19 protein-coding genes are annotated in these 20,158 nt (G+C 69.3%); 13 read left to right on the top strand and 6 right to left on the bottom strand.

Going from position 1 to position 20,158, the window contains the following annotated elements:
• The first annotated feature begins 23 nt into the window (after nucleotides 1-23).
• Nucleotides 24-1,361, top strand: a complete 1,338-nt coding sequence (locus HWX55_RS14775) for an MFS transporter (RefSeq protein WP_175976230.1) — start codon at nucleotides 24-26, stop codon at nucleotides 1,359-1,361.
• An 11-nt stretch (nucleotides 1,362-1,372) separates the two neighbouring features.
• Here HWX55_RS14775 and HWX55_RS14770 read toward each other — a convergent pair whose 3' ends face one another.
• Both HWX55_RS14770 and HWX55_RS14765 read right to left on the bottom strand, forming a co-directional pair.
• Nucleotides 1,373-2,383 carry a 3-hydroxybutyryl-CoA dehydrogenase gene (locus HWX55_RS14770; protein WP_175976229.1) on the bottom strand — a complete coding sequence of 337 codons (1,011 nt, stop codon included), beginning with the start codon at nucleotides 2,381-2,383 and terminating at the stop codon, nucleotides 1,373-1,375.
• Nucleotides 2,380-3,486 carry an NAD/NADP-dependent octopine/nopaline dehydrogenase family protein gene (locus tag HWX55_RS14765; RefSeq protein ID WP_175976228.1) on the bottom strand — a complete coding sequence of 369 codons (1,107 nt, stop codon included), beginning with the start codon at nucleotides 3,484-3,486 and terminating at the stop codon, nucleotides 2,380-2,382. Before HWX55_RS14765 ends, HWX55_RS14770 begins: the two co-directional genes overlap by 4 nt.
• Nucleotides 3,487-3,635: 149 nt before the next feature.
• On the opposite strand from HWX55_RS14765, the gene HWX55_RS14760 reads away from it, so the two are divergent.
• Both HWX55_RS14760 and HWX55_RS14755 read left to right on the top strand, forming a co-directional pair.
• Entirely contained in the window at nucleotides 3,636-4,610 is a 975-nt protein-coding gene (locus HWX55_RS14760; RefSeq protein ID WP_175976227.1) for an AraC family transcriptional regulator, read from the top strand.
• The gene (locus tag HWX55_RS14755; protein WP_175976226.1) at nucleotides 4,607-5,638 is read left to right on the top strand and encodes a LysR family transcriptional regulator; all 1,032 of its coding nucleotides are present in this window, start codon (nucleotides 4,607-4,609) and stop codon (nucleotides 5,636-5,638) included. Before HWX55_RS14760 ends, HWX55_RS14755 begins: the two co-directional genes overlap by 4 nt.
• A 38-nt stretch (nucleotides 5,639-5,676) precedes the next feature.
• On the opposite strand, the gene HWX55_RS14750 is transcribed toward HWX55_RS14755, so the two are convergent.
• Entirely contained in the window at nucleotides 5,677-6,795 is a 1,119-nt protein-coding gene (locus HWX55_RS14750) for a porin (RefSeq protein WP_175976225.1), read from the bottom strand.
• 410 nt (nucleotides 6,796-7,205) lie between these two features.
• On the opposite strand from HWX55_RS14750, the gene HWX55_RS14745 reads away from it, so the two are divergent.
• Nucleotides 7,206-8,609 (top strand): MFS transporter, encoded by a 1,404-nt coding sequence (locus HWX55_RS14745; protein WP_175976224.1) that lies wholly within the window; start codon nucleotides 7,206-7,208, stop codon nucleotides 8,607-8,609.
• 215 nt (nucleotides 8,610-8,824) lie between these two features.
• Complete coding sequence (locus HWX55_RS14740; RefSeq protein ID WP_175976223.1) at nucleotides 8,825-9,802, top strand: PDR/VanB family oxidoreductase; 978 nt, start codon at nucleotides 8,825-8,827, stop codon at nucleotides 9,800-9,802.
• Between the two features lie 115 nt (nucleotides 9,803-9,917).
• Here HWX55_RS14740 and HWX55_RS14735 read toward each other — a convergent pair whose 3' ends face one another.
• Entirely contained in the window at nucleotides 9,918-10,835 is a 918-nt protein-coding gene (locus HWX55_RS14735) for a LysR family transcriptional regulator (protein ID WP_050014513.1), read from the bottom strand.
• 140 nt (nucleotides 10,836-10,975) lie between these two features.
• On the opposite strand from HWX55_RS14735, the gene HWX55_RS14730 reads away from it, so the two are divergent.
• The 3 genes from HWX55_RS14730 to HWX55_RS14720 all read left to right on the top strand — a co-directional run bounded on the left by HWX55_RS14730 (nucleotide 10,976) and on the right by HWX55_RS14720 (nucleotide 13,268).
• Nucleotides 10,976-12,259, top strand: a complete 1,284-nt coding sequence (locus HWX55_RS14730; protein ID WP_175976222.1) for an aromatic ring-hydroxylating dioxygenase subunit alpha — start codon at nucleotides 10,976-10,978, stop codon at nucleotides 12,257-12,259.
• Nucleotides 12,256-12,759: an aromatic-ring-hydroxylating dioxygenase subunit beta gene (locus HWX55_RS14725; RefSeq protein WP_175976221.1), complete on the top strand. Its 504-nt coding sequence runs from the start codon at nucleotides 12,256-12,258 to the stop codon at nucleotides 12,757-12,759. The genes HWX55_RS14730 and HWX55_RS14725 overlap by 4 nt, the downstream gene beginning before the upstream one ends.
• A 122-nt stretch (nucleotides 12,760-12,881) precedes the next feature.
• A complete protein-coding gene (locus HWX55_RS14720; RefSeq protein WP_175683286.1) occupies nucleotides 12,882-13,268 on the top strand; it encodes a tautomerase family protein in 387 nt (128 codons plus the stop codon).
• A gap of 50 nt (nucleotides 13,269-13,318) precedes the next feature.
• Here HWX55_RS14720 and HWX55_RS14715 read toward each other — a convergent pair whose 3' ends face one another.
• Nucleotides 13,319-14,866: an ATP-binding protein gene (locus HWX55_RS14715; protein WP_175976220.1), complete on the bottom strand. Its 1,548-nt coding sequence runs from the start codon at nucleotides 14,864-14,866 to the stop codon at nucleotides 13,319-13,321.
• Nucleotides 14,867-15,019: 153 nt separating this feature from the next.
• Between HWX55_RS14715 and HWX55_RS14710 the strand changes: the two genes are divergently transcribed.
• From HWX55_RS14710 to HWX55_RS14690, 5 genes are all read left to right on the top strand, one after another.
• Entirely contained in the window at nucleotides 15,020-16,213 is a 1,194-nt protein-coding gene (locus tag HWX55_RS14710) for an acyl-CoA dehydrogenase family protein (protein ID WP_089489036.1), read from the top strand.
• Nucleotides 16,214-16,309: 96 nt separating this feature from the next.
• Nucleotides 16,310-16,687: a hypothetical protein gene (locus HWX55_RS14705; RefSeq protein ID WP_011356094.1), complete on the top strand. Its 378-nt coding sequence runs from the start codon at nucleotides 16,310-16,312 to the stop codon at nucleotides 16,685-16,687.
• 8 nt (nucleotides 16,688-16,695) lie between these two features.
• Nucleotides 16,696-17,217: a nuclear transport factor 2 family protein gene (locus HWX55_RS14700; protein ID WP_175976219.1), complete on the top strand. Its 522-nt coding sequence runs from the start codon at nucleotides 16,696-16,698 to the stop codon at nucleotides 17,215-17,217.
• Between the two features lie 32 nt (nucleotides 17,218-17,249).
• Nucleotides 17,250-18,374, top strand: a complete 1,125-nt coding sequence (locus HWX55_RS14695) for an amidase (RefSeq protein WP_175976218.1) — start codon at nucleotides 17,250-17,252, stop codon at nucleotides 18,372-18,374.
• A 59-nt stretch (nucleotides 18,375-18,433) separates the two neighbouring features.
• Nucleotides 18,434-19,177: an SDR family oxidoreductase gene (locus HWX55_RS14690; RefSeq protein ID WP_175976217.1), complete on the top strand. Its 744-nt coding sequence runs from the start codon at nucleotides 18,434-18,436 to the stop codon at nucleotides 19,175-19,177.
• Nucleotides 19,178-19,301: 124 nt separating this feature from the next.
• On the opposite strand, the gene HWX55_RS14685 is transcribed toward HWX55_RS14690, so the two are convergent.
• Nucleotides 19,302-19,934 (bottom strand): response regulator, encoded by a 633-nt coding sequence (locus HWX55_RS14685; RefSeq protein ID WP_050014407.1) that lies wholly within the window; start codon nucleotides 19,932-19,934, stop codon nucleotides 19,302-19,304.
• Nucleotides 19,935-20,158 lie beyond the last annotated feature (224 nt).

Below are 20,158 nucleotides of genomic sequence, written 5' to 3'. Positions count from 1 at the left end.
CGCCTCCCCCTTCAGAGTCCGCCATGTACCCGACCGACACCGTGCAATCCCCGAGCGCCGCCCGGCCGCTCGCCGACCGGCAGCTACGCCGGATCGTCATCGCCTCCGTCGCCGGCAACGCGATGGAATGGTATGACTTTTTCGTATACGGCACGGCCGCGGCGCTCGTGTTCGGCCATGTGTTCTTTCCGCCCGGCGCATCGCCGCTCGCCGGCAGCCTCGCCGCGTTCGCGGCGTTCGCGCTCGGCTTCGTCGCGCGGCCGCTCGGCGGGATCGTGTTCGGCCACGTCGGCGATCGCTACGGGCGCAAGGCGTCGCTCGTGTGGACGCTGCTGATCATGGGCGCGTCGACGTTCGCGATCGGCCTGCTGCCGACCTATGCGCAGGTCGGCTTGTGGGCGCCGGCCGCGCTCGTCGTGCTGCGCCTGCTGCAGGGCATCGCGTCCGGCGGCGAATGGGGCGGCGGCGTGCTGATGATCAGCGAGAACGCGCCGCCCGAGCAGCGCGGCTATTACGCGGCGTGGAGCCAGCTCGGCGTGGGCGGCGGCTTCGTGCTGTCGTCGGCCGCGTTTCTCGCCGCGCAGGCGCTGCCGGACGACATGTTCCGCACGTGGGGCTGGCGGCTGCCGTTCCTCGCGAGCATCGCGATCTTCGCGATCGGCATCTATATCCGCCGCCATCTGCCGGAAAGCCGCGACTTCGAGCAGGCCGGCAAGCGCGGCGCGCACACGCACTTGCCGATCGTCGAGTGTATCCGCCGTCACCCGAAGGAAATCCTGCTCGCGATGGGGCTGCGCGTGGCCGAGAACGGCGGCGCGTACATCTTCCTCGCGTTCTCGCTCGTCTACGGCAAGTATGTCGGGATTCCGAACGGTACGATGCTGACCGGCGTGATGATCGCGATGATCGTCGAGATGGGCGCGATGCTCGCATGGGGCCGCCTGTCCGACCGGATCGGCCGCAAGCCCGTGTACCTGATCGGCGCGCTGAGCCTCGTCGCATGCGCGTTTCCGTTCTTCTGGCTGCTCGACACGCGCGTGACGCCGCTCGTATGGCTCGCGCTGACGGTCGGCACGGCGGTCAGCCACGGCGCGATGATCGGTACGCTGCCCGCGCTCGTCGGCGAGCTGTTCAGCACCGAGGTGCGTTACTCGGGCGTCGCGCTCGGTCATGAGGTCGCGTCGATCTTCGCGGGCGGGATGTCGCCGTTGATCGCGACCGCGCTGCTGGCGCGCTATCACGCGTCGTGGCCGGTGTCGCTGTTCCTGATTGCGCTCGGCCTCGTCACGGTCGCGACGCTGTGCGTGATGCGCGAGACGCGCACCACGCCCGCCGACGGTTCGCGCGGCGACCAAGCATGACCACGCGACGCTCAGCGCCCGGCGTCGCGCCGTGCGCCGTCGAACGCCGGCGCGAGCCCGAGATGGTCGAGCAGCCGCGCGAATTCGCCGAGCCGCTGCCGCATGTACGCGGGCACGTCGACCGCCGCATAGTCGTGGAAGCCGGCGCCCGTTCGCACGCCGTCGCGCCCGGCCTCCATGTTGCGCACGACGCTCGCGGCCGGCGCGAAGCGCGGGCCGATCTCGCCGGCCAGGTACTGCGACGCGTAGTACAGGATGTCGCAGCCGCCCCAGTCGATGAATTCGAGCAGGCCGAGCACCGCGAAGCGCGGGCCGAAGCCGGTGCGGATCGCGGTGTCGATATCCTCCGCGCTGGCCACGCCTTCCTCGACCATCCGCGCGGCCTCGTTCATCGCGAGCGCCTGGATGCGCGGCACGATATAGCCGGGCGCCGGCCCGCAGATCACCGGCTTCTTGCCGACGCGTTGGAGCAGCGCCGCGAGTGCGTCGACGACGGCCTGATCGGTCGCATCGCTGCGGCTGACCTCGACGAGCGGCATCAGCAGCGCGGGGTTCAGCCAGTGCGCGTTCAGCATCCGCGCCGGGTGCGCAACGTGGCGCTGCAATTCGGTGACGACGAACGTCGACGTCGTCGACGCGATCGTTGCGTGCGCATCGACGTGTTCACCGAGCCAGCGCAGCGCGTCGGCCTTTGCATCGAGCACTTCGGGCAGCGCTTCGAACACGATATCGGCATCGCGCACCGCATCGGCCGCGCCGTCCCGCGCGACGAGCGCGATGCGCGCGACGACGGCGTCGGCCTGCACGGCGTCGATGCGGCCCAGCGCGACCTGCGCCTGCAGCGGCCGGGCGATCTCGTCGCGCGTGCGGTCCTCGAACGCGCGCCACGCATGCACGTCGCGCGGCTTGAAGTCGATCAGCGTCACGTCGAGGCCGGCGAACGCGAACACGAGCGCGATGCCCTGCCCCATGCGTCCCGCGCCGAGCACGTGGATGCGCGTCACATCGTCGGCCGCCTTCATGCCGCGTACCCCGCGTCGAGCAGCGCGCGCAGCGCGTCCTTCGACAGTGCCGCGAGCCCGAGTCGCTCCAGCGTGCGGCCTTCCGCATACAGGTCGCGCACCGCGACCGCGCTCGCGACGCTCAGCAGCCCCTGCGCGACGGGCGTCGGCACGCCGGCCCAGCGCCCGCACGATACGACGAACGACAGCCCGAGCCGGGTGTCCTCGAGCATGTAGCGATGCGTGCGCAGATCGATCTTCTCGCGCCAGTCGCCGCTATCGGTCAGCTTGCCGTGCGCGCCGCGCCCGTACATCCACTCGTCGCCGTCGGTCGCGTAGTGATCGGCGAGCGGGAAATGCGGCGCGCGGTAGCCGAGCGCTTCGCGCACCGCGATGCGTTCGGCATCGAGTGCGTTCGTCACGCGGCGGATCGACGGCTGCGTGCCTTCGTTGTGGATGTCCCACGCGTCGAAGTGTTCGAGCGGCCCGGCGTTCATCAGGATCAGCGGCGGATGGATCACCGGGCCCGCATTCATCAGCGCGCCGGACAACGCATCCTCGACCGGCTCGACCGACGGATAGCCGGCGCGCAACACGTCGAACGCCCAGCCGGCTGCATTCGCCGGCCACACGCCGGTCGGCAGGCGCGTCGCGTACGCGCTGATCACGACGTCGTTGTCGCGATGCTTGCGCACCAGGTACGGCAGCGTGCCCGTTTCGGCGAACGCGACGCGCGAACGGTTGCCGGCGTCGGCCGCCGCGCGGGCGAACACGGCGCTGCCGAACGTGCCGGGCGGCAGGAACACGACCTGGCCGTCCTCCAGCAGCGGCGCGACCTGCGCGGCGAGCGCGTCGTGCGACGTGGCCGGCAACGGCACCACGACGAGCTGCGCGCCGTGCAGCGCGACGGCCAGATCATCGATCAGGCGGATCGCGCCCGGCGCGTCGCCGAGCGGTACCGCGCGCTTGCCGCGATAGTCGGTCACGTTCAGCACGCCAAGTTCACGCAGCCGCGCATGCGGCTCGCGATCGCGCCGCCACCACGTCACGTCGTGACCTTTTTCGAGCAGGTCGATGGCCGCCGCATGGCAGCCGTGGCCGCCGCCCAGAACACATACCTTCATCGTTTTCTCCTGGTGATCGAGTACGTCCGAGACTACGCGGCCGCCTGCGCCGCGTCGCTTCAAAACGCGCAACGTCGCGCCCGTTCGCGCAACGCATTCGCGAGGCCGCGCAAGCCGCGCCGCCCCTGCATCCGCTACGAGGTCTATCAATGGACATCGCCCTTTCCCGCCATGCACCGAACCGGCTCGGCACGCTGCACGCCCCCGACGAAGTCGAACGCGCGGTCGCGCATCGGCTCGGACCGCACCGGATGGCAGCGTCCGGCCGCGATCCGTTTCGCGCGGAGCTGTACGAGGTGCCGCTGCATCACGGCGCGCTGCTCGAACTCAGCTACGGACGCGAAACGCGCATCGAGTTCGGCGAAGACGCCGATCACTTCCTGTTCCGGCTGACGCTCGCCGGTGCGTGCGAGCTGCAGGCCGGCAACGTCGTCGCGCGCGCCGGCCCCGGCGAATTGACCGTGTCGTCGCCCGCGCTCGCGAGCCGCCTGCGCACGAGCCCCGATTGCCGCAATCTCGTGCTGCGGCTCGAACGCGGCGCGCTCGAACGCAAGCTGCAGGACATGCTGCATGCGCCGCTCGCGCGGCCGCTGCAATTCGACGTGGCAGCCGGCGGCGCCGGCGCGAGCGCCGCACTCGTGCTGCCGACCTTCGAGTACCTGTGCCGGATCGGCGCGCAGCCGGGCATCGGCACCGCGTCGCCGGTGTTCGGCACCGACCTCACCGCGTGGCTGATGTCGCTGCTGCTCACGCACCTGCCGCATTCGTACAGCGACACGCTGCTGCGCGGCACGCCGCCGCTGCCGGCCCATGTGCGGCGTGCGTGCGCTCACGTCGATGCGCACCTCGACGAACCGCTCGCGCTCGCCGCGCTGGCGGCCGTCGCGGGCGTCGCGCCGCGCACGCTGCAGCATGCATTCCGCGCGTTCCTGCACACCACGCCGGCCGCGTACGTGCGCGAGCGCCGGCTCGCCGCCGTGCACGCGGCGCTGCAACGCGGCGACGCGCGCAGCGTGACCGACGTGCTGATCGCGCACGGCATCCATGGCTTCGGCCATTTCGCGAAGGCGTATGCGCGGCGTTACGGCCACGCGCCTTCCGTCACCGCGAGGCAAGCTCGATGACGCACTCCGCCCCCGGTCGGCCGACGGCCCGCCCCGAACCCGCGCCGCACGACAGCGACGCCACCGACGGCCTGCGTGTGCAGGATCTCGATCTCAACCTGTTGAAGACGTTTCGCGCGGTGTATGAAGAGCGGCACGTCGGCCGCGCGGCGCTGCGGCTCGGCGTCACGCAGCCGTCCGTCAGCTATGCGCTCGGCCGGCTGCGGCTGATGTTTCGCGACGCGCTGTTCGTACGCACCGGCACCGGCGTCGAGCCGACCCCGCGCGCGCAACGGCTCGCGATCTCGGTCGACAAGGCGCTCGCGATCCTGCAGCACGTGCTCGACGAAGGCTCGCGCTTCACGCCCGACAGCACGCAGCGCGTGTTCCGTCTGCACATGAGCGACTTCGCGGCGAGCGCGTTCCTGCCGACGCTGCTCGCCGCATTCGACCGGCGCGCGCCGGGCGCGGTGATCGAGACGCTGCACGTCGACGAATGCCAGCTCAACGTCGCGCTCGAATCGGGGCGCATCGACTTCGCGCTCGGGCATTTCGCCGATGCGTCGAGCCACTTCCAGCGCACCGCGCTGCTGCACGAGCGCTGCGTGCTGCTGACGCCGCGCCGCACCGCGCAGCGCGTCGGGCTGCCCGACGATTTCGTGCTCGACGGCACGGCGCCCGACGCGCTGCGCTTCGTCGCGGTCACGTCGCATCCGCAGTCGATGCAGTTGCTCGAACGGCACGAACTGATGCCGCGCGTGCGGGCGGCGCTGCCCGACTTCATGGTCGTGCCGGCGTTGCTGCAGGACGGCGATTACGCGCTGATCCTGCCGGAGACGATCGCGATCACGTTCGCGGCGCGCCAGCCGTGCGTGCTGTACGAGATCGCCGGCGCCGGCGAATGGGCCGTCAACGCGTACTGGCATCGGCGCTTCGATGCGGACCCCGGCCATCGCTGGCTGCGTGCGCTGCTGCTCGAACTGTTCAATATCGGCGAGCAGGCGCCGTTCGATGCATGGCTCGCGCCGCAGCCGCCTGCTTGCGCGTAGCGGCTCGAGCGAGCATGGGCACGGGCCCGCCGGCACGCTCAGAACGACGTGAGGATGCCCGCGACGAGCGAGCTTGCGGTCGCGCCCGGCTTCGCGACCGCGACGCCGCCGCCCGCCGCGCCGTTGACGACGAAGCGCGCATGCGCGCCGTTGCGCACCATCGCGGCGCCCGTGTACAGCACCGTGCGCTTCGACAGCGGATAGTCGAAGCGGATGCCGTACGAATCGGCGTTGCCGTCGCTGTCGGCGACCTTCCGGTAGTGGCCGACGCTCAGCAGCAGCGACGCGCGCCCGATCGGCACCGTCGCGCTGAGTTCCATGATGTCGCTGTGCGGATACGCGCTCTGGCTGTCGATCGCGGTCGCGACGTCGGGACCGCCGCGATGGCGCATGTACAGCGCGGCCACCTTCACGGCGCTGAAGTCGTACGAAATCGCGCCGAGCGTGTAGTTGCCGTTCGCGGCCGTGCTCGTGGCGCCGAGCGTCGATGCGGCGACCGGGCTGAACTTCTGCTGCATGTAGTCGACGTCGACCGACAATCCGCCGCGCACGTAGTTGATGCCGGCGCCATACGTATCGCCGAGCGTCGCCGGCTGCCCGGCCGCGCCGTTGGCGCCGCGCGCGGCCATCGCGCGCAGCAGGAAGCCCGCGTAGCGCGGCGACGTGTAGCGCATCGAGTTGCGCACGCGGAGGAACGCGGGCCCGACGAAGTTGTTGGTCGCGTTGCCCCATGCGAGCCCTGCGCCGAGGCCGGGCAGGCTGTACGTGACGAGCGTCGTATGCAGGATCGTGTAGAGCTCGCCGAACTGCACGCCGCCGAACGGCCCCGTGATGCCGACCCACGCTTCGCGGCCGAACAGCGCGCTGCTGTTCGACAATGCGCCGCTCGCCGCGTTGAAGCCGTCCTCGAGCTTGAAGATCGTCGCGTAGCCGCCGCCGAGATCCTCGACGCCCTTCAGCCCCCACTGCGACGCCCACAGGTTGCCGCTGCCCATGCGCGTCACGTGGTTCGGCCCGGCGTTCGCATATTCGATCGCGGTGTCGATGCGGCCGTAGAGCGTCACGCTCGATTGCGCGACGGCAGGCAGCGTGTTGCACGCGAGCAGCGCGGCGAGCGGTACGGCAAGCCGGAAGGCTCGCCCGTTCGAATGGTTCATCTGCGTCGTCCCGTAGAAGTTGCGGCGCCTGTCGGCATCGCGCCGCTTGATGTGAAGCGCGTTCGCTTTCAGATGCGAACGCTGCCGATCAAAACCGGCCCGAGTCTAGGAACGACAATTTCGGACGTCGACGCAATGCGCTCTATAACGCTTATAGACGCGCCGCATGACGCGCACGGGCCCCGCCGCACGCGCGCTGCGCGGCGGCCCGCGCGCACGGCCTCGGTGTTTTCTTTATCCGGGTCGGTAGATGTCCGTGTGGCGCGGCTGTCACTCCGGCTATGGCGGCCGAATTTGGCCGACTACGCTGCGTCACCGATCGTGTCATCCGCACGCTTTCGCGCCGCGACGGCGCCCGGCCCGCGAGGCCGATGCCGCGCTTTTCCACCGCCCGCTCCTGGAGAACCCGCATGTCCGCATCCACGGCCCGCGCTGCCGACGGCAAGCGCTATACGTACGAATGGTATGTCGTCGTCATCTGCATGCTCGCGTACGTCTTTTCGTTCGTCGACCGCCAGGTCCTCGTGCTGATGATCGAACCGATCAAGCGCGATCTTCACCTGTCCGACACGCAGTTCAGCCTGCTCAACGGCTTCGCGTTTTCGCTGTTCTACGCGGTGATGGGGCTGCCCGTCGCGTATCTCGCCGACCGCTATGCGCGCCCGCGCATCATCTCGCTCGGCATCGCGCTGTGGAGCGTCGCGACCGCCGCGTGCGGGCTCAGCCAGCACTTCGTGCAGATGTTCGTCGCGCGGATGGGCGTCGGCGTCGGCGAGGCCGCGCTGTCCCCCGGCGCGTATTCGATGCTCGCCGACTACTTCCCGAAGGAGAAGCTCGGCCGCGCGATCGCCGTGTATTCGCTCGGCTCGTTCATCGGCGGCGGCATCGCGTTCCTGATCGGCGGCTACGTGATCGCGCTGCTCAAGCATGCGAGCGCATTCACGCTGCCGGTGGTCGGGCAGGTGCATGCGTGGCAGGTCACGTTCCTGATCGTCGGGCTGCCGGGCATCCTCGTCGCGCTGCTGTTCGCCGCGACCGTGCGCGACCCGCAGCGCAAGGGGCTCGCGCAGGATCGCTCGGGCGCCGTGCGGCGCGTGTCGATGCGCGATTCGCTGCGCTTCGTCGGCATGCACCGCGCGACCTTCTCGTGCCACTATCTCGGCTTCTCGTTCTACGCGATGACGCTGTATTGCCTGCTGAGCTGGACGCCCGCGTTCTATATCCGCCGCTTCGGAATGACGGCCGTCGAAGCCGGCTACACGCTCGGCATCGTGCTGCTGGTCGCGAACACGGCCGGCGTGTTCTGCGGCGGCTGGCTCAACGACTGGCTGCTGCGGCGCGGCCGCGGCGATGCGCCGATGCGCGCCGGCGCGATCGGCGCCGCCTGCATGGTGATTCCCGCGACGCTGTTCACGCAGCTCGACAGCCTGCCGGCGTCGCTCGCGATGCTGGTCGTCGCGATGTTCTTCGCGTCGTTCCCGATGCCGACGTCGACCGCCGCGATGCAGACGCTCGCGCCGAACCAGATGCGTGCGCAGATCTCCGCGCTGTTCCTGCTCGTGTCGAACCTGATCGCGCTCGGGATCGGCACGACCGTCGTCGCGCTGTTTACCGATCGCGTGTTCGGCGCGCCGGCCGCGGTCGGGCACTCGATGTCGATCGTCAACGTCGCGGCGGCGACGCTCGCCGCGCTGCTGCTCGCCGCCGGCTGCCGCCACTATCGCCGCAGCCTCGAGCGCGAACGCGGCCACGCGTCGGCATCGGCTTCGGCCGATGCGGCCGTCGACGGCGGCAACACCATTGCCGCCCGCTGAGGTCGCGCCGTTCACCGATCGCGTGGTCGGCGCACCGGCCGCGCGATTGCCGCACCGCTGATCGGTGACGATCGGCACGCCCACCATCATCCATCGAACTTATTTCAGTATCGCTTTTTAATCGATTTGATTTATGCGATGCCCGTCCCTATTCTCGACTGCATGACGGCGCGGGGCTCCGCCGCGCCGCGTTTCTCTACCCCACGGAATTTCCCATGCAAGCGAACCGCCACCAGGTCCGGATCGACGCGCTGATCGACGCGGCGCAGGACATCCGCTGTTTCCGGGTCTCGCGCGTCGACGGCCAGCCGTTCGACGCGTACGAACCGGGCGCCCATATCGACGTCACCGCGCCGTCCGGCATCACGCGGCAATACTCGCTGTGCGGCAACCCCGACGAGCGCGGCAGCTATCTGTTCGCGGTAAAGAAAGAAGCGCAGTCGCGCGGCGGCTCGCGTTCGCTGCACGACGACGTGAGCGTCGGCGCCGAATTGTGGATCGGCACGCCGCGCAACCTGTTTCGTCTGACCGATGACGCGAGCGAGCACGTGCTGATCGCGGCCGGCATCGGCATCACGCCGCTGCTGTCGATGGCGTATGCGCTGCACCAGCGCGGCGCGCGTTATCGACTGCACTATTTCGCGCGCAGCCGCGACCATGCGGCGTTCGTCGACGAACTGTCGGCCGAACCGTTCGCGTCGCACGTGACGTTCCATTACGGTGTCGAGCCCCATGCGCTCGCGGGCGAACTCGGTCGCTGCATCGAGTCGATCGACCTGAAAGCGCATGTCTATACGTGCGGGCCGGGGCCGTTCATGGATGCAGTCGTCGCAGCCGCGGCCGAGCGAATCCCGGAAGATGCGATTCATCTCGAACGCTTCGCGGCGGAACCCTCCGCGACGGTCACTGCGGATGCCGCTCCGGCAGAAGGCTTCGAAGTGCGCCTGCAACGCAGCGGCCAATCGGTGCGCGTCGCGCCCGATACGTCGATCGTCGACGCACTCGCGAAGATCGGCATCGAGGTCGATACGTCATGCGGCGAAGGCGTGTGCGGCACCTGCATGGTGCCCGTCATCGACGGCGAACCCGATCATCGCGATCACTGCCTCAGCAAGGCCGAGCGCGCGAGCAACACGGTGATCTGCTGTTGCGTGTCGCGTGCGCGCTCGGCGGTGCTCGTGCTCGATCTCTGATGCGCCGAGCGCGCCAACGTGTTGCCGCGCCAATCTACTGATCGACTCATGTAAAGATGCGCGGCCGACGGACACTCCGCCACCGCGGTTGCGTCGGGCACGAGCCGCCCGACCGTCATTCGTCGAAACGCTCGACGATCTCGGCGAGCAGCGCGCGCATCCACGCATTGCCCTCGTCCTCGTGAAAGTGCTCGTGCCAATGCATCGTCACCGGCGCGGGCGGCAGCGTGACCGGCAGCGCATACAGGCGGAACGCGTTGTCGCGGTTCAGGATCTGCGCGAGCCGCTTCGGCAGCGTCGCATACAGATCGGTGACCGACAGCACGCTCGGCAGCGCGACGAAGTGCGGCACCTCCAGCGCGATGTTGCGGCCCACGCCCTGCGCGCGCAACGCGTCGTCGAGCGCGTGGTGGCTGTGCTCGACCGATTTCACGTTGACGTGCGCGGCGCGCACGAACTGCTCGAGACTCAGCGCGGCGGCCGTCGGCAGCCCGCGCCGGCGCCCCGTCATGCACACGTAGGTTTCCTCGAACAGCACTTGGTGGCGCGTGCGCGGCATCAGCTCAGGCAGGTTGCCGATCGCGAAATCGAGCCGACTCGCGCGCAGCGCCTCCTCGATCTCCTCCACCGGCAGCGGCTGCACGCTCAACGTCACGCGCGGCGCGCGCTCGCGCAGCGCCTGGCAGATCGCCGGCAGGTATGCCATCTCGCCCGCATCCGACAGCGACACTCGGAACGTGCGCGTGCTGGTGGCCGGATCGAAGCGCTCCGCATAGCGCAGCGCGACGCGCACCATGTCGAGCGCCTTGCCGACGATGCCCGCGAGTTCGAGCGCGACCGGCGTCGGCTGCATGCCCGAGCGCGTGCGCACGAACAGCGGATCGTCGAACAGCGTGCGCAGCCGGCCGAGCGAATAGCTGACGGCCGGCTGCGACAGCGCGAGCCGCTCGCCGGCCTTCGTCAGGCTGCGTTCCTCGACGATCGCCTGGAATACGCGCAACAGGTTCAGATCGAGATGATCGACCGATGTCATCGTGACCTCCATCATTTGCCGCATTTATTTGATCATCGATTTTAGATCAATTTGACCGATATGCTGCAGAAGACGAGACTGGTCTCCGGACGCTGCGCCCAGCGCGGCCCGATTTTCGCGACTCTTTCCCCACGACGACGATGAGCGACATTCCCTACCAGACGATCGACACCCGCGCGTTGCACGGTCTCGCGCAGCCCGACCGCATCGCGCCCGCGATGTATCACGATCCCGCGCTGTTCGAAGCCGAGCTCGACCGCATCTTCTACCGCACCTGGATCTGGGTCGCGCACGACAGCGAACTGCCGAACCCGGGCGACTTCATCACGACGACGATCGGCCGCCAGCCGGTGATCGTCGTGCGCGACAAGACCGGCGAAATCAACGTGCTGCAGAACCGCTGCCGCCATCGCGGCGCGACCGTGTGCGAATCGCACAAGGGCAACGCGAAGGGCTTCACGTGCCCGTATCACAGCTGGTCGTACGCGCTCGACGGCACGCTGCGCGCGCTGCCGTACGGCGACGGCTACGAAGGCGTGTGCGAAAAAGGCGACCTGCCGCTCGTGAAGCTGCGCGTCGGCGTGTACCAAGGGTTGATCTTCGCGAGCTTCAACGATGATATCGAGCCGCTCGAGGATTTCCTCGGCGGCGCGAAGCCGTGGATCGACCTGTTCATGAAACAGGGCGCCGGCTACCCGATCAAGACGAACGGCGAGCACAAGTTCAAGTTCAAGGGCAACTGGAAGATCCAGCTCGAGAACACCACCGACCTTTATCACTTCCCGGTCGTACACAAGTCGTGGATGAAGTCGATCGACGACGAGACGGCCGCCGCGATCACGAGCTTCATGACGAGCGAAGACGCGTTCTGCCGCGCGCTCGGCAACGGCCACAGCCTCGCGGTGCTGATGCCCGAACTGATCGATCTCGACGAAGACGACGGCGCACCGCTGGCCGAACGCTTCGCGCCGCTCGCGGCGAAACTCGCCGAGCGCCACACGCCCGACGAGGTGCGCCGCATCGTGCGCTCGCTGATGGGCGTCGGCTTCAACCTGAACCTGTTCCCGAACCTCGCGCTGTCGATGGCGTTCTTCCGCGTGCTGCGGCCGATCTCCGCGAACGAAACCGAGATCCGCCACGTCGCGCTCGCAATGGACGGCGGCCCCGACGAAGCGAACCGCGAGCGGCTGCGCATCCACGAGCACTTCCAGGGCCCATTCGGCTTCGGCAGCCCCGACGATGCGGAAGCGTGGGAGCGCGTGCAGCGCGGCGCGCAGGCGGGGCCCGACGTGCCGATCCTCGTGAATCGCGGGCTGAACCGCGAGACGACCGCCGCGAACGGCGAAAAGACCGCGCATGCGACCGACGAAACCGGCATGCGCGAGGCCTACCAGCAATGGCGCAAGATGATGGAGCAACAGTGATGGACGACCGCAACGCCCTCTTTTCCGAGCAGACCTTCGCCCGCGCGGTCGAATTCGTGTGGCGCGAAGCCGAGATGCTCGACCGCCGCGACTATCGCGCGTGGCTCGACCTGTGGGACCCGGCCGGCCACTACGTGGTGCCGATCGATCCGGACACGACCGACTTCGCGGCGGCGCTGAACTACGTGTTCGACGACCAGGACATGCGCGAGAAGCGCGTGCAGCGGATGGTGTCCGGCTATTCGGCGTCGGCCGCCGACGCGGCGCGCACGGTGCGCACCGTGTCGCGCTTCACGCTGGAAAGCGGCAGCGCCGATACCGTCGAGCTGAAATCGGCGCAGGTCGTGGTCGCATACAAGCGCGGCGTCGCGACGCTGTTCGCGGCCGACGTCACGCACAAGCTGCACGTCGATGCCGAAGGCGAGATGCGGATCGCCGAAAAGATCGTGCGCCTGATCGACTCGACCGAAGCGCTCAGCGCGATCGGCTTCCTGCTGTAAGCCGCGGCCGGTTCACCGTCGCCAGCGCAATGGTGAACCGGGCACCTTCACCTGTGAGCGGCTGCCGGTTCGCCGTCACTCGCGCAACGGTGAGCCAGTCACCTTCACCTTTCCGGACGACCATGCCCACACTCGAAGTTTTCCTGCCGGCCGGCCACGACGATGCGCGCAAGGCCGAACTGATCGCGCGACTCAGCCACGCGACCGTCGACGCGATCGGCGCACCGATCGAATCGGTGCGCGTGCTACTCACCGAGCTACCCGCGACGCATATCGGCCTCGGCGGCCGCAGCGCCGCGGACGGCGCGCCGCCGTCGTTGCCGGTGATCGTCGCGATCCTGATCGCCGGGCGCACCGACGCACAGAAGCGCGCGCTGATCGCCGCGCTGTCCGATGCGGGCGCGAACGTGCTCGACGCGCCGCTGCAGGCGACGCGCGTGATCATCAAGGACATTCCGAACACCGACTTCGGCATTGGCGGCCAGACCGCGCGGGCGCTGGGGCGCTGATCATGCACCGCGCGTCGCCGCCCCGCCGCCACGCGCCGACACGGTTGCGCTCACCCGTCGGCGAGCGGCAGCGTCACGCGGCAGTCGAGCCCGCCGCCCGCTGCCGGGCTCGCGGCGATCCGCCCGCCGTGGCGTGTGACGATGCTCTTGCACAGCGACAACCCGATTCCGTTGCCGCCGGCCTTCGACGACGAGAAGCCGTCGAACAGCCGGTCGTGCGCGCCGGCCTCGATGCCCGGGCCATTGTCGATCGCACGCAACTCCGCATGGCCGGCCACGTTCGCGGTGCCGAGCGTCAGCGTGCGCGGCGCGCGCTCGCAACTAGCGAACGCCTCGATCGCATTGAACGCGAGATTCAGGATCACCTGCCCGAGCAGCACGCGCTCGCAGTGGATCGGCAGCGGCGCGTCGGCCTGCACGATCGCGACCGTCACGCCGGCCTCCTTCGCGCGCAGCTCGATGAAGTACGCGACGTCCGCGAGAATGTCGCGCAGGTCGGCCCGCGCGACGACCGGCTCGCGCTTCACGATGAATTCGCGCACGCTCTTGATGATCAGCGCCGCATGCTCGGCCTGCCGATCCGCGCTGCGCAGCCCCCAGATCGCGTCGTCGACGGCGCCGTTGCCGTTCAGCCGCCGCACCGCGCCTTCGATGAAATTGCGCACGGCCGCGAGCGGCTGGCTCAGTTCGTGCGCGATCACGGTCGCCATCTCGCCCATCGCGTTGTAGCGGCCCGCGTATTCGAGCATCCGCGCCTCGGCGCGCCGCGCGTCCTCGATCGCGACTTCGTCGCTCACGTCGCGAAACTGCACGAGCAGCCCGTCGAGATCGCCTTCGATCTCGACCTGCCGGCACAGGATGCGCAGCCAGCGGGCGGAGCCGTCGCGCCGCACGATCCGGTAGCGCTGCGGCGCGGACGGGCATGCGGACGGCGCGTCGCGCAACTGCGCGACGAGCCGGTCGCGATCGGCCGCCGAGCAGTAGTCGAGTACCTCGCCGAGCGGCTCGTCGGGCGCAAGCCCGAGCACGCGGCGGCCCGACTCGCTGATGAACTGCACGCCGCCGTGCGGCGTCACGACCGCGATCCCTTCGTCGAGATCCTGCATGAACTCGCGCAGCCGCGCCTCGTAGCGGCGCAACTGCTGGCGCACCGCCTCTTCCGCGCTGATGTCGCGGAACTGCACCATCACGACGTCGCGCCCGCGCAGCGGCACGTAGGTCGCGGTGGCCTCGGACAGCATGTCGACCCCCGTGCGCGAGCGATAGCACCATTCGTACACCTGCGGGCCGTCGACGAGCGCACGATCCCATGCGCTCACCGCGATCTCGCGCCGGTACTTCGGCTCGGGGCGCGTCATGTCCGGCGCCTTCAGCGGCAGCAATTCCTCGACGGAAAAGCCGAGCGCGATGCACGCGGCGCGATTCGCCCACACGATCGCCCGGGTGCGCGCGTCGTGCAGCAGCACGCAGGTGGTCAGCGCGTCGAGCAGCCGGTGGAAATCGTCTTCGTCGGGAAAACTCATGATCGGATTCGGAGGAAGGCGCGCGACATCGCGCGGCCGGAAACCCAACATAGCACCGGCGCGCGCCGATCGCATCTGAAGATTTCTTTAGGCCGGCACGGAGCGTCACCAGTCGCGCGGCCCAACGCACCAATTGCTGCGTGTTTTCGGCGTTTCTAGACTAGGGTCTGTTTGCATATGAAACGCACATGCGAATGCCCGGAATCGCCCCATCCCCAGGAGACTTTCATGCCGCAAGCCGCCCTCGCCATCGAATCCGCGCCGACCTCGCCGCCCGCGGCCCGTCCCGCGGCCGCGCCGTTGTCGCCGCTCGACGCGGTGATCGAAACCGTCGCCGCGCGCCGCGACGAATTCGACCGGCTGTCGCACGTACCGCGCGACGTGATCGCGCTGTTCAAGCAGGCCGGCATCTATCGCGCGGGCACGCCGCGCCGCTTCGGCGGCGATGCGCTCGCGCCGACCGCGTTCCTCGACATGATCGAACGGATCGCGACCGCCGACGGCTCGGCCGCGTGGGTCGCGAGCTTTGGCTCCGCGAACGTCTATCTCGCCGCGCTGCCGCTCGACACGCAGGCCGAGCTGTACGCGAGCGGCCCCGACCAGGTGTTCGCGGGCGGCCTGTTCCCGGTGCAGCCCGCGCAGGCCGCGCCGGGCGGCTGGCGCGTGAACGGCACGTGGAAATTCGCGAGCGGCTGCAAGGGCGCCGACTGGCTCGGCGTCGGCATCGCCGTGCCGGGCGCGCAGGACGCCGCGCCGAACAAGCCGCGCACCGCCGTGTTCCGCGCCGCGGACGTCGAGATCGTCGAGAACTGGAGCGTGGTCGGCATGCAGGGCACCGGCAGCCACGACCTGCGCGTGAACGACCGCTTCGTGCCGGAGGCGTGGACCTTCGTGCGCGGCGGCGAAGCGACCGTCGACGAGCCGCTGTACCGCTATCCGACCGTCGCGTATGCGGCGCAGGTGCTGGCGGTCGTCAACCTCGGCCTCGCGCGCGCGGCGCTCGACGTCGTGAACCGCATGTCGGGCGGCCGCCAGACGACGACCGGCGCGCCGCGTCTCGCCGATCGCGCGTATTTCCGCATCGAGCTCGCGAAGGCCGAGGCGCAACTGCGCTCGGCGCGCGCGTTTTTCTACGATGCGACCGATTCGGTGTGGCAATCGATTCTCGCGGGCAACCCGGTGACGCCCGACCAGGTCAGCCTGCTGCGGCTCGCGGCCACGCAGATCGCCCGCGAAGGCGCGAGCGTCGTCGAACGCGCGTACCGCCTCGGCGGCACGGCCGCGATCTACCGGTCGCATCCGCTGCAGCGGCTGCTGCGCGATGCGATGGTCGTCACGCAGCACGCGTTCCTCGCCGAAGGCAACTTCGACGGCGCGGGCGCGGTCTTCACCGGCGTCACGCCGTTTCCCGGCTATCTGTAACCTGCATCGCCCGACACTTTCGATGAACGCGCATGAAGCCACCGCACCGTCGCCGGCCGGCTCATGCGCCCGACCGATTCCTCTGGAGAACCCACTATGTCCGATTCGAATCCGTTGCCGCTGCGCGTGCTGTTCTGCTGCGGCGTGTCGCAGAATTTCTTCGACCTGCCGCGCGAGAAGATCGGCGAAGTGTGGCAGGCGTACGGCGCGATGCTCGCGGCCGTCGAAGCGATGCCCGGCGTGCGCGTGCTCGGCGTGATGGACGACGATCGCCTCGTGGTCGGCCAGGCCGACGGCGCACCGTGGACCTTCTACATCATGGCCGACGTCGCCGATTTCGACACGACGGTCGCCGTGTGCAACCTGTACCGCACGACGCCCGTCGGCGAATACAACCTGTGGCGCTACGGCAAGATCGAGGCACGCGTCGGCCGCGCGCTGACCGTGCCGCCGGCCGCGAAGCCCGCGGCGTGAGGCGCGCGATGACCGATCTGTCTCCGGCCGCGATCGACGCGCTCGCACAGCGCGTCGCGGCGCTCGACGCCGAGCGCGCGGTGCGCGCGACGATCACGCGCTACATGGCGCTGTGCGACGTACCCGAAGATGCGGGCGAAGGCCCGTCGCTGGCCGAACTGTTCACGTCCGACGCCGTGTGGGAAGGCATCGGCCCGCGGTACGCGCGGAAGTTCGGCCGTCTCGAAGGCCCGGCCGCGATCGTCGCGATGCTCGGCCGCTATCTTCCGCCCGATCCGCATTTCTCGGCGAACCTGCACTTCCTGACGTCGGAGTCGATCGAGATCGGTGTCGACCATGCAAGCGCACGCGGCCGCTGGATCATGCTCCAGGCGTCGCGCTACGCAGACGATTCGGCCGAGCTGATCGCCGCGCGGCTGACGATCGATTTCGCGCCGGCCACCGACGGCGCCGCCTGGCTGATCCGCCATTTCCGCACCGAACGCGTGCTCGACGGCCCGTGGCCGCTCGCCGCCGCGCCACGGTCCTGAACCCTTCCACCGTATTCGCACGCCATCGCACCATGACAGGCTTCATCGACACCTTCACGCTCGGCGGCCCCGGCCCGACGATCGCGATCAAGGACACGATCGACATCGCGGGCCATCCGACCCGCGCGGCGAGCCGCGCGCTCGCCGATGCGCCGCCGGCCGTACGACACGCGGACGTGGTCCGCCTGCTGCTCGACGCCGGCTGGCAGATCGCCGGCAAGGCGAACATGCACGAGCTCGCATTCGGCATGACCGGCATCAACGACTACACGGGCACGCCCGTCAATCCGCAGGACGCCACGCGCATTCCGGGCGGCTCGTCGAGCGGCTCCGCGTCGCTCGTCGGGCTCGGCGCCGTCGACGCGGCGCTCGGCACCGATACCGGCGGCTCGATTCGCGGGCCGGCCGCGTGCTGCGGCGTCGCCGGGCTGAAACCGACGTTCGGCCGCGTGTCGCGGCGCGGCGTCGCACCCGCGGACACCACGCTCGATTGCGTCGGGCCGTTCGCGCGCGAGATCCGCACGCTCGTCGCGGTGATGGCCGCGATCGCACCGGGCTTCGATCGTGCGCAGGCGACCGCCTCCGTTGAAGGCTGCACGATCGCGCAACTCGTCGTCGACGCCGATCCGGCGATCGCGGCCGCGCTCGATGCGGCCGTTCGCGCGTCGGACCTGCGTTCGCATACGGTCGTGCTCGATGCAATGCCGGCGGCGTTCGCGGCCGGGCTCACCGTGATCAATGCGGAAACGTCGCGCGCATTCGGTCATCTGGTCGAAACGGGCAAGCTCGGCGCCGATCTCGACGCGCGACTGCGCACGGCCGCGACCACGACACCGGCCGCGCTCGCGGAAGCCGAAGCCGTGCGCGCACGCTTCACCGCGCAGGTCGATGCCGCGCTCGAACACGCGGACGTGCTGGTGCTGCCGACGCTGCCCGCGTTGCCGATCACGCTGCAGCAGGCACGCGACGGCGTCTCGGTAATCGCGATGTCGTCGCTGATCCGGCCGTTCAACCTGAGCGGCCATCCTGCGCTCAGCGTGCCGCTGCCGCTCGCCGGTTCGCCGTTGAAAGCCGGTTTGCAGATCGTCGGACGCAAGGGCGCGGACGAACGGGTCTGCGCGATCGCGGCACACTTCGAGGCGGCATTGGCCGCATGAACCACGATACGGGCGCCGCTGCCACCCACGTGCGCCCGCGAACCACGGAATTCCACACCATGTCAGATCGAGTCGCTCTCGTCACCGGCGCCGCGCGCGGGCTCGGTGCCGTCATCGCCGCACGCTTCCATGCGGCCGGCTATCGCGTCGCGCTGGCCGACATCGCCGCCGACGCGATTCACGCGCATGCGCGCGAGCTCGACCCGAGCGGCGAACGCGCGATCGCGCTGCCGCTCGACGTCACGTCGAAACGCGATTTCGAAGCCGCGCGCGATGCGCTCGTCGCGCGCTGGGGCACGATCGACGTGCTCGTCAACAACGCGGGCGCATCGAAGGTCGTGCCGGCGATGGAGATCACGGCCGAGCAGTTCGACCAGGTGATCGACGTGAACCTGCGCAGCGTGCTGTTCGGCTGCCAGGTGTTCGGCCAGTACTTCGCGCAGCGCGGCGCGGGCCGCATCGTCAACATCGCGTCGCTCGCCGGGCAGAACGGCGGCTCGGCGACGGGCGCGCACTATGCGGCCGCGAAAGGCGGCACGCTGACACTGACCAAGGTGTTCGCCCGCGATCTCGCCGCGCAGGGCGTAACCGTCAACGCGATCTCGCCGGGCCCGCTCGATCTGCCGATCGTGTATGAAAGCGTCGCGCCCGAAAAGCTGCGTCAGGTGCTCGCGAGCCTGCCGGGCGGCAAGCTCGGATCGGCCGGTTTCGTCGCGGATGCGGCCGTGCTGCTCGCGTCGGGCGACGCGCATTTCGCGAACGGCGCATGCTGGGACATCAACGGCGGGTTGTACATGCGCTGAACGGTACGCACGCATCGGGCGCGCGGTGCGTGTGCGCGGTGTGCGTGCGCGTCGGCTGCGTCGCGTGCGTTGCATGCTTCTCGTGGCCCGGATGCACAAGCCGATCCGCGCACAGCCCCAACCGCTATCGAGACGCCTCCCCATCGTCGCCCCACACGACCATCACGTCGCGCACGAGCGCGGCGATCGACGTCGCGCCGAGCTTCTCCTTGATGCTCGCGCGATGCACGTCGACGGTCTTCACGCTGATCGACAGGTCCGACGCGATCTGCTTGCTGCCCTTGCCGTCCACGACGCCGCGCAGCACTTCCTTCTCGCGCGCGGTCAGCGCGTCGAGCCGCTGGCGCAGCTCACGGTGGCGCTGGCTCACCGCATGCCGCTGCTGCGCGAGCCGCAGCGCACGCTGCACGCGCTCGAGCATCTGCTGCGAGTTGTACGGCTTCTCGACGAAATCGATCGCACCGTTCTGCAGTGCGCGCACCGACATCGGAATGTCGCCGTGCCCGCTGACGAAGATCACCGGCAGCGTCGCGCCGCGCGCATTCAGTTCGGCCTGCACGTCGAAGCCGCTTTTCTCCGGCATCCGCACGTCGAGCACGAGGCACGCAGGCAGGTTCACGTCGAAGCGCGCGAGAAAATCGGCCGCGTTCGCGAATCCTTCGGACGCGATGCCGACCGATTCGAGCAACCACGCGAGCGACGTCCGCATGCCGCCGTCGTCGTCGACGATGTATACGATCGGTGCGGGTGACGTCATCGCGGGGGTCTCGCTGAATATCGGTATCGGTATCGCACGCGCCGCGCGCAACGCCGGTGGCCGGCGTGTCGCGAGCGTCGTTCGCTGGGGTGTGCGGCACATCATAACGAGCCGAAAATCCGCTGCAAACCCCTTCACCAGCCGCACGAACGCGCAATCGCGGTTTTTTTCGCGCGCGATGGCGCGCATCTAGGTAGAACCTTTAGATACGTTGGCAGGAACGC

Origin of the sequence: Burkholderia sp. BCC1047 (genome assembly GCF_902833155.1) — a bacterium.
In the GTDB taxonomy this organism is placed as follows: Bacteria; Pseudomonadota; Gammaproteobacteria; order Burkholderiales; family Burkholderiaceae; genus Burkholderia; species Burkholderia sola.
The sequence above is the reverse complement of the archived record's forward strand: the minus strand, read 5'-3'. Positions and strand labels throughout refer to the sequence as shown.

What these genes read in the sequence shown, in the direction of transcription:
- HWX55_RS14775 (WP_175976230.1), top strand. Translation starts at nt 24, where the DNA reads ATGTACCCGACCGACACCGTGCAATCCCCGAGCGCCGCCCGGCCGCTC.
- HWX55_RS14770 (WP_175976229.1), bottom strand. Translation starts at nt 2,383, where the DNA reads ATGAAGGCGGCCGACGATGTGACGCGCATCCACGTGCTCGGCGCGGGA.
- HWX55_RS14765 (WP_175976228.1), bottom strand. Translation starts at nt 3,486, where the DNA reads ATGAAGGTATGTGTTCTGGGCGGCGGCCACGGCTGCCATGCGGCGGCC.
- HWX55_RS14760 (WP_175976227.1), top strand. Translation starts at nt 3,636, where the DNA reads ATGGACATCGCCCTTTCCCGCCATGCACCGAACCGGCTCGGCACGCTG.
- HWX55_RS14755 (WP_175976226.1), top strand. Translation starts at nt 4,607, where the DNA reads ATGACGCACTCCGCCCCCGGTCGGCCGACGGCCCGCCCCGAACCCGCG.
- HWX55_RS14750 (WP_175976225.1), bottom strand. Translation starts at nt 6,795, where the DNA reads ATGAACCATTCGAACGGGCGAGCCTTCCGGCTTGCCGTACCGCTCGCC.
- HWX55_RS14745 (WP_175976224.1), top strand. Translation starts at nt 7,206, where the DNA reads ATGTCCGCATCCACGGCCCGCGCTGCCGACGGCAAGCGCTATACGTAC.
- HWX55_RS14740 (WP_175976223.1), top strand. Translation starts at nt 8,825, where the DNA reads ATGCAAGCGAACCGCCACCAGGTCCGGATCGACGCGCTGATCGACGCG.
- HWX55_RS14735 (WP_050014513.1), bottom strand. Translation starts at nt 10,835, where the DNA reads ATGACATCGGTCGATCATCTCGATCTGAACCTGTTGCGCGTATTCCAG.
- HWX55_RS14730 (WP_175976222.1), top strand. Translation starts at nt 10,976, where the DNA reads ATGAGCGACATTCCCTACCAGACGATCGACACCCGCGCGTTGCACGGT.
- HWX55_RS14720 (WP_175683286.1), top strand. Translation starts at nt 12,882, where the DNA reads ATGCCCACACTCGAAGTTTTCCTGCCGGCCGGCCACGACGATGCGCGC.
- HWX55_RS14715 (WP_175976220.1), bottom strand. Translation starts at nt 14,866, where the DNA reads ATGCGATCGGCGCGCGCCGGTGCTATGTTGGGTTTCCGGCCGCGCGAT.
- HWX55_RS14710 (WP_089489036.1), top strand. Translation starts at nt 15,020, where the DNA reads ATGCCGCAAGCCGCCCTCGCCATCGAATCCGCGCCGACCTCGCCGCCC.
- HWX55_RS14705 (WP_011356094.1), top strand. Translation starts at nt 16,310, where the DNA reads ATGTCCGATTCGAATCCGTTGCCGCTGCGCGTGCTGTTCTGCTGCGGC.
- HWX55_RS14700 (WP_175976219.1), top strand. Translation starts at nt 16,696, where the DNA reads ATGACCGATCTGTCTCCGGCCGCGATCGACGCGCTCGCACAGCGCGTC.
- HWX55_RS14695 (WP_175976218.1), top strand. Translation starts at nt 17,250, where the DNA reads ATGACAGGCTTCATCGACACCTTCACGCTCGGCGGCCCCGGCCCGACG.
- HWX55_RS14690 (WP_175976217.1), top strand. Translation starts at nt 18,434, where the DNA reads ATGTCAGATCGAGTCGCTCTCGTCACCGGCGCCGCGCGCGGGCTCGGT.
- HWX55_RS14685 (WP_050014407.1), bottom strand. Translation starts at nt 19,934, where the DNA reads ATGACGTCACCCGCACCGATCGTATACATCGTCGACGACGACGGCGGC.